Origin of the sequence: Mesorhizobium sp. M1A.F.Ca.IN.020.06.1.1, assembly GCF_004023265.1 — a bacterium.
In the GTDB taxonomy this organism is placed as follows: domain Bacteria; phylum Pseudomonadota; class Alphaproteobacteria; order Rhizobiales; family Rhizobiaceae; genus Mesorhizobium.
In genome coordinates, this window is sequence record NZ_RZSR01000353.1 from 1 (window position 1) to 5,445 (window position 5,445).

The 5,445-nt window shown below is 63.9% G+C and carries 6 protein-coding genes; 5 read left to right on the top strand and 1 reads right to left on the bottom strand.

Annotation, left to right across the window (positions count from 1 at the left end):
- Nucleotides 1-345 (bottom strand): hydroxyisourate hydrolase (gene uraH, locus EOA60_RS16770; RefSeq protein WP_128311626.1); only part of this gene is annotated, 345 nt, incomplete at its 3' end.
- A gap of 176 nt (nt 346-521) precedes the next feature.
- Here uraH and puuE point away from each other — a divergent pair.
- From puuE to EOA60_RS16795, 5 genes are all read left to right on the top strand, one after another.
- Nucleotides 522-1,946: an allantoinase PuuE gene (gene puuE / locus EOA60_RS16775; protein ID WP_067324114.1), complete on the top strand. Its 1,425-nt coding sequence runs from the start codon at nt 522-524 to the stop codon at nt 1,944-1,946.
- Between the two features lie 10 nt (nt 1,947-1,956).
- Nucleotides 1,957-2,817 (top strand): bifunctional allantoicase/(S)-ureidoglycine aminohydrolase, encoded by an 861-nt coding sequence (locus EOA60_RS16780; protein ID WP_095824369.1) that lies wholly within the window; start codon nt 1,957-1,959, stop codon nt 2,815-2,817.
- Nucleotides 2,814-3,305, top strand: a complete 492-nt coding sequence (locus EOA60_RS16785) for an ureidoglycolate lyase (protein ID WP_067324111.1) — start codon at nt 2,814-2,816, stop codon at nt 3,303-3,305. The genes EOA60_RS16780 and EOA60_RS16785 overlap by 4 nt, the downstream gene beginning before the upstream one ends.
- Before the next feature lie 19 nt (nt 3,306-3,324).
- The gene (locus EOA60_RS16790; RefSeq protein WP_095824370.1) at nt 3,325-3,918 is read left to right on the top strand and encodes a nucleoside deaminase; all 594 of its coding nucleotides are present in this window, start codon (nt 3,325-3,327) and stop codon (nt 3,916-3,918) included.
- Nucleotides 3,919-4,001: 83 nt separating this feature from the next.
- Nucleotides 4,002-5,445 (top strand): CocE/NonD family hydrolase (locus EOA60_RS16795; RefSeq protein ID WP_128311628.1); only part of this gene is annotated, 1,444 nt, incomplete at its 3' end.

The following is a 5,445-nucleotide window of genomic DNA, read 5'->3' on the forward strand; positions in this document are numbered from 1 at the left end:
GGGCGAGATCAAGAGCGGCACATGATAATGCCGCTCCTCCGCCATGCCGAAGCGGATCGGCACGGTGTCGAGGAAAGCCGGCTCCGGCAGGCTGGCGCCCTGCCCGCGCAGATAATCGCCGGCAGCGAAGACCAGCTCGTACTCGCCGGTGCGGAAGTCGGCGCCGGCAAGCAACGGCGCGTCGCAGCGGCCGTCATCATTGGTGGTGACGGTCTTCAAATGCGTGCGGGCCTGGCCTTCGAGGCGGAAAAGCCCGATTGAAAGGCCCTTTGCCGGCCTGCCGGTCGCGGTATCGAGGACATGGGTCGTCAGACGCCCGCCATCGGCTTTCGACGTTTCTGCCACTGGCCGCCTCCCATCCCAAGTAGTCGAACGTTTTCAGGTCAATTGTGCGCCAATTAAAGGCGATGCATAAGCCCCGGTCGAGCGGAGTGCGGCAAAAAGCACTTTCAAAAATTTTCGGGGGAATGCACGAGCACTCCTTTCGATATCTTCATCTCAACAGTCGGGCAGGAGCGATCATGCGTTACGAACGGGACATGCGCGGTTACGGAGCCAATCCGCCAGACCCGAAATGGCCCGGCGGCGCCTATGTCGCGGTGCAGTTCGTCGTCAATTACGAAGAAGGCGGCGAGAACTGCGTGCTGCACGGCGACAAGGCTTCCGAAGCCTTCCTGTCCGAGATCGTCGGCGCCGCCCCCTGGCTCGGCCAGCGCCACTGGAACATGGAATCGATCTATGAATACGGCGCCCGCGCCGGCTTCTGGCGGCTCTACCGGCTGTTCACGCAAGCTGAGGTGCCGGTGACCTGCTACGGCGTCGCCACGGCGCTGGCACGCTCCCCCGATCAGGTCGCGGCGATGCAGGAGGCCGGCTGGGAGATCGCCTCGCACGGGCTGAAATGGATCGACTACCGCGACCATAGCGCGGAGGACGAGCGACGTGACCTCGAAGAGACGATCCGTCTGCATTACGAAGTGACCGGCGCGCGGCCGACCGGCTGGTACACCGGCCGCACTTCGGTCAACACGGTGCGACTCGTCGCCGAGGAAGGCGGCTTCGATTACGTCTCCGACACATATGACGACGAATTGCCCTACTGGTTCGACCGGGGTGGTCTGGAGAAGCCGCAGCTCATCATCCCCTACACGCTCGACGCCAACGACATGCGCTTTGCCACGCCGCAGGGCTTCAATTCGGGCGACCAGTTCTTCGCCTATCTGAAGGACAGTTTCGACACGCTCTATGCGGAGGGCAAGGCGGGGCGGCCGCGCATGATGAACATCGGCCTGCATTGCCGGCTGGTCGGCCGTCCGGGCCGCGTGGCGGCGCTGAAGCGCTTCGTCGACTATGTGAAGTCGCATGACAGGGTGTGGCTGACCCGGCGCATCGATATCGCAAAACACTGGCGCGAGACGCACCCCTACCAGGCGCCGGCGCTGCGCCCGTCTCGGATGGAATTCGAGGAATTCGTGCATGCCTTCGGCGGGGTGTTCGAGCATTCGCCGTGGATCGCCGAGCGGGCCTACGAACTGGAGCTCGGCCCGGCCCATGACAGCGCCGGCGGCCTGCACAACGCGCTCTGCCGCGTCTTCCGCGCGGCGACCGAGGCCGAGCGGCTTTCTGTGCTCAACGCCCATCCCGACCTTGCCGGCAAGCTGGCGGCGGCCAAGCGGCTGACGCCGGAATCAGCCAAAGAACAGGCCTCCGCCGGGCTCGACGCGCTGACCGACAAGGAGCGCGAGCTGTTTTCGAAGCTCAACGCCGCCTATGTCACGACCTTCGGCTTTCCCTTCATCATCGCGGTCAAGGGCAAGACGAAGGACCAGATCCTGGCGGAGTTCGAGGCTCGCATCGGCAACAGCCGCAGCAATGAATTCGACACCGCGTGCAAACAAGTCGAGCGCATCGCGCTGCTTCGGCTCAAAGACATGCTTCCAAAATAGGCTTCAACACATGGACAGGATGAACATGGCCGAGCGAACCTATTACGCGCCGCATGGCGGCCATCCCGGTCAGCACGAGCTGTTGACCGGCCGCGCCGTCTTCACCGAAGCCTATGCGGTCATCCCCAAGGGCGTGATGCAGGACATCGTCACCAGCCCGCTGCCGTTCTGGGACAAGACAAGGGCCTGGATCATCGCAAGACCGCTTTCGGGTTTCGCCGAGACCTTTTCGCAATACATCGTCGAGGTCCTGGCCGGCGGCGGCAGCGACCGACCTGAGCTCGACCCCGAAGCCGAGGGCGTGCTGTTCGTGGTCGAGGGCGAGCTTACGGTCTCCCTTGCCGGTAAGAACCATGTGCTTCGCCCAGGCGGCTTTGCCTTCCTGCCGCCGGCCAGCGGCTGGACAGCGCGCAATGAGAGCAGCGGTGCGGTCCGCTTCCACTGGGTTCGCAAGGCCTATGAGGCGGTCGACGGGCTCGACGTTCCGGAAGCCTTCTTCAGCAGCGACAAGGAGGTCGAGCCGAGCCCGATGCCCGGCACGGGAGGCCACTGGGCGACGACGCGCTTCGTCGACCCGGCCGACATGCGCCACGATATGCATGTCACCATCGTCACGCTCAAACCCGGCGCGGTCATCCCCTTCGCCGAGACCCATGTCATGGAGCATGGGCTCTATGTGCTCGAAGGCAAGGCAGTCTATCGCCTCAATCAGGACTGGGTCGAGGTCGAGGCCGGCGACTTCATGTGGCTGCGCGCCTTTTGCCCGCAGGCCTGCTACGCCGGCGGTCCCGGGAATTTCCGCTACCTGCTCTACAAGGACGTCAACCGGCACGCCAAGCTTGGCGGCGCCCTTGGGGCTCGCGCGCAGTGACCCAAATCGTGGCCCAGCCGCTGACACGCGAAAACTTCGCGCCGTTTGGCGATGTGATCGATATGGGCGGCGAGAACCGCTACCCGATCAATGGCGGCAAGGCGATGCGCTACCACGATCTCGCCACCGCCGAGGCCACCGGGCCGAATGCCAAGGTGCTGATCTCGATGGTGCGCGGCACCCCCTACGAGATGCCGCTGAAACTGACCATGGTCGAGCGCCATCCGCTCGGCAGCCAGGCTTTCATTCCGTTGTCGCCGCGGCCGTTCCTGGTTGTCGTCTGCCATGACACTCAGGACGGGCCAGGCGAGCCGCACGCCTTCATCACCGCGCCCGGGCAGGGCATCAACTACCGGCGCAATCTCTGGCACGGCGTGCTGACGCCGATCGGCGAGGAACAGGACTTCCTCATCGTCGACCGCGGCGGCGACGGCGCCAACCTCGAAGAGTGCCATTTCTCGCACCCTTACGAGATCCATCTTCCCTGAAAGCTGCCAGTTTTTCCCGATGACAGACATTTCGCTGATCGACCGCCTGCTCGACGTTATCGAGCACGATATCGTGCCGAAGACCGCTGAAGGCGTTGCCCATGGCAACAAACTCTTCGGCGCCGCCATCCTGCGGAAAGACGACCGCTCGCTGGTGCTCGCCGAAACCAACAACGAGATCGAAAATCCGCTCTGGCATGGCGAAATGCACTGCCTGAAGCGATTTTACGAAATGCCAAAAGCCGAGCGCGTCGACACCAGGGATGCACTGTTCCTGGCCACGCACGAGCCCTGCTCGCTGTGCCTGTCGGCGATCACCTGGACCGGCTTCGACAATTTCTACTACCTCTTCAGCCACGAGGACTCGCGCGACAGCTTCGCCATCCCGCATGACCTGAAGATCCTGAAGGAGGTCTTCACACTCGATCCCGGCGGCTACAACGCCGAGAACGCCTATTGGAAGAGCTTTTCCATACGCCGGCTGGTGCGCGCTTTGCCCGAGGCGGAACGCAGGCGGCTGGAGGCGCGCATTGCCAAGATCTCCGCACGCTATGACGCGCTGTCCGGCACATACCAGGCGAGCAAGGCCGACAACGACATTCCGCTGAACTGACGCTTTGAATTGACGCTTATTGACCAGCCGATTTCGCCGGCTGGCCCACGACGCCTCGGCGACGGTTCCATCATGTGCCTTGCATGAAAACCGTCACAGAATTCCCTCGCAAGGTCGTCGAATTTCCCGATATGGGCATCGACATGCCGGATGGCTGCCGGCTGTCGGCGCGCATATGGATGCCTGAGGATGCCGGCGACAACCCGGTGCCGGCGGTCCTCGAGCATTTGCCCTACCGCAAGCGCGACGGCACCATCTTCCGCGATCAGCTGACGCATCCTTATTTCGCCGGACACGGCTATGCCTCGATCCGCGTCGACATGCGCGGCAACGGCGATTCCGAAGGGCTGATGGACGACGAATATTCCGAGCAGGAATTGCAGGACGCCTGCGACGTCATCGCCTGGGCGGCCGCGCAGCCCTGGTGCAACGGCAATGTCGGCATGATGGGCATATCCTGGGGCGGCTTCAACTGCCTGCAGGTCGCGGCAAAGCAGCCGCCGGCGCTGAAGGCGGTGATCAGCCTGTGCTCGACCGTCGACCGCTATGCCGACGACATTCACTACAAGGGCGGCTGCCTGCTGCTCGAGAATTTCGGCTGGGCCTCGACGATGCTCTCCTACTCGTCGCGGCCGCCGGATCCGGAAATCGCCGGCGGCAACCGCTGGCGCGATCTGTGGCTGAGCCGTCTGGAGAACCAGCCTTTTCTCGCGCCGCTATGGCTCAGCCACCAGCATCGCGATGCCTACTGGAAACGCGGCTCGATCTGCGAGGACTTTTCGGCCGTTAAGGCGGCAGTGCTGTCGATCGGCGGTTGGCATGACGGCTACCGCAACACGATCTCCAATCTCGTCACCAACATCCAGGCGCCGGTGAAGGGCATCGTCGGCCCCTGGATCCACAAATATCCGCATTACGCGGCACCCAATCCGGCCATCGGTTTCCTGCAGGAGGCGCTGCGCTGGTGGGACCGCTGGCTGAAGGGCGCGGCGACCGGCGTCGAGGCCGACCCGGACTACCGCGCCTATGTAATGGATAGCGTGCGTCCGGCCCGCTGGCATCCCGAACGGCCAGGCCGCTGGATTGCGGAACAGCAATGGCCCTCGCCCAACATCAAGATCAAGGCAACCGGGCTCATTCCCGAGGGCGTCGGGCCGGCAATCGTCGCCTCGCCGCAAAGTTGCGGGCTTGCCGGCGGCGAGTATTTTCCCTTCACCTTCGGTCCGGAACTGCCGGGCGACCAGCGCTCCGACGACGCGCTTTCGGTATGCTTCGACCAGGTCGAACTCGAGGAGGCGATCGACATCGTCGGCGCGCCTGAAGTCGAAGTACGGGTTGCCTCGGACCGCCGCCAGGCCAACCTCGCGGTGCGTCTCTGCGACGTGCATCCGGACGGCGCCTCGGAGCTGATCTCCTATGGCGTGCTCAACCTCACCCACCGCAACTCGCACGAGTTCCCGGAAGCGCTGGTGCCAGGCGAGACGGTCTCGGCACGCGTCGTGCTCGACCAGTGCGCCTATCGGGTGC

Bases quoted from the DNA above. Each gene is read 5' to 3' on its own strand.
- EOA60_RS16780 (WP_095824369.1), top strand. From the start codon at position 1,957: ATGGACAGGATGAACATGGCCGAGCGAACCTATTACGCGCCGCATGGC.
- puuE (WP_067324114.1), top strand. From the start codon at position 522: ATGCGTTACGAACGGGACATGCGCGGTTACGGAGCCAATCCGCCAGAC.
- EOA60_RS16790 (WP_095824370.1), top strand. From the start codon at position 3,325: ATGACAGACATTTCGCTGATCGACCGCCTGCTCGACGTTATCGAGCAC.